The organism is Eremococcus coleocola DSM 15696 (assembly GCF_000428865.1).
Lineage (GTDB): Bacteria > Bacillota > Bacilli > Lactobacillales > Aerococcaceae > Eremococcus > Eremococcus coleocola.
The window spans coordinates 1-1,800 of record NZ_AUAT01000048.1 but is presented as its reverse complement, the minus strand read 5'-3'; the positions used below and the strand labels follow the sequence as shown (position 1 = coordinate 1,800).

At 30.7% G+C, this 1,800-nt stretch carries 2 protein-coding genes; one reads left to right on the top strand and one right to left on the bottom strand.

Annotated elements, in window-relative coordinates:
- A partial coding sequence (locus G396_RS0108550) for a MurR/RpiR family transcriptional regulator (protein WP_028125709.1) occupies positions 1-689 on the bottom strand: 689 nt, incomplete at its 3' end.
- A 188-nt stretch (positions 690-877) separates the two neighbouring features.
- Between G396_RS0108550 and G396_RS0108545 the strand changes: the two genes are divergently transcribed.
- Positions 878-1,800: PTS transporter subunit EIIC (locus tag G396_RS0108545; protein ID WP_028125708.1), on the top strand; the 923-nt coding region annotated here is incomplete at its 3' end.

Genomic DNA, 1,800 nt, shown 5'->3' with positions numbered 1-1,800 from the left:
AAATTGTAATCTGAATCAACTTTGTCATTAAAGTTAAGTTCCGAATATTCATAATATAATTTAAAATCAGCAAGTGACGATAAAGTGTTTTGTCGCAAAGGAGTAATTGAACATATTGAAATGTTTCTAATAATTAATTGATTAACCAAATTGATTAATTCCTGATTTTCTCCACTGAAAGAAATAATTATAATTAAATCTTCTGAACAAATGTGTCTTAAGTTCCATTCTAATTCTGTAATTGAAGGAATATTTACAAAAAAAACACCATGGGACATAAAATTTCTCACTAGATCACTCGCTGCTTTTTGTTCACCCCACCCTGTCCCAAAGACAAAAACTCGATTAGCTTGCTTTATTTTAGCTGAAATTTCTACAAATTTAGTTTGTTGAATCAAAGACAATGTGCTTTGAATATCAGTTATAAGATTTTTCATATTACTTTCATGAATATGATTCTTTTTTTTCGATGGATCCTTCAAAAAGTATCTAAATTCTGAAAAGCCTTTAAAACCTAATTTCTGACTTAAACGCACTATTGATGATTTTGATACATGAACTAAATCAGATATCTCTTCAAGAGTGAGTAGTTGTATAGTATCTTGGTTTTCAAGAATATAGGCTAAAACCTTTTTATCAATTTCAGAAAGATCATTAATTTTTGAATTAATTATTGTTTCAATACTCATAATTTCCTTCCCTTCTTTTTAATATAATTATATTTTCATTTATTATAGAAATTTTTTGGAATAAATCCCTTAATTTAGAACAAATTTTTAAATCTTGTTATCATACCAAATTATATATATTTTATTGAAAAGTTACCTATTTACATTATGATTAATGTAAACGTTAACAAATTATAGGAGGAATTTATATGATGCAGAAGTTTCAGCGCTTTGGTAGTGCGATGTTTGTCCCAGTATTATTTTTTACATTTTCAGGTATAGTCATAGGTTTATCAGCTTTATTCAATAACCCTATGATAGTTGGGTCAATTGCTAATGATGGAACTGTATGGAATAAGATATGGGGAATTGTAGAAACAGGGGCCTGGACAATTTTTAATCAAATGCCTTTGATATTCGCTATGGGAATTCCATTAACGCTTGCAAAAAAAGCTAATGGAAGAGCAGTTGTTGAATCAGTAATTATTTTCTTAACGTTTAATTATTTTACTAATGCTATGATTACTTCATTCCCAGATTTTTTTGGGATAAATATTGATGCTTTCCACGAAGGTACTGCAGGTTTTGCAATGGTTTCAGGTGTATTAACCTTAGATACTAGTATTTTAGGCGCAATTATTATTTCATCTATTGCAACATATGTTCATAACAAATTTTTCGATTACCAGTTGCCAGATTATCTTGGTATATTCCAAGGATCTGCTTTTGTTGTAATAATATCATTCTTTATTTGTTTACCTATGGCATTTCTTACAGCTTTGGTTTGGCCATATGTGCAAAGAGGAATCATTTCTTTACAAAAAGTAATGGCTAGTTCTGGTAGCTTTGGGGTTTGGTTATATATCTTCCTAGAAAAGATTTTATTACCAACGGGACTCCATCATTTTATTTATGGTCCATTCCAATATGGTCCCGCGGTAGTCGATGGGGGAACTTATGCTTATTGGCTAGATCATCTTCACGAGTTCGCACAGTCAACAAAACCATTAATTGAAATGTTTCCTCAAGGTGGATTTGCAATGCAAGGTAACTCAAATATCTTCGGGTTGCCGGCAGCTGCTTTAGCAATGTATCAAACTGCATCACCTGCTAATAAGAAAAAAGTGGCTGG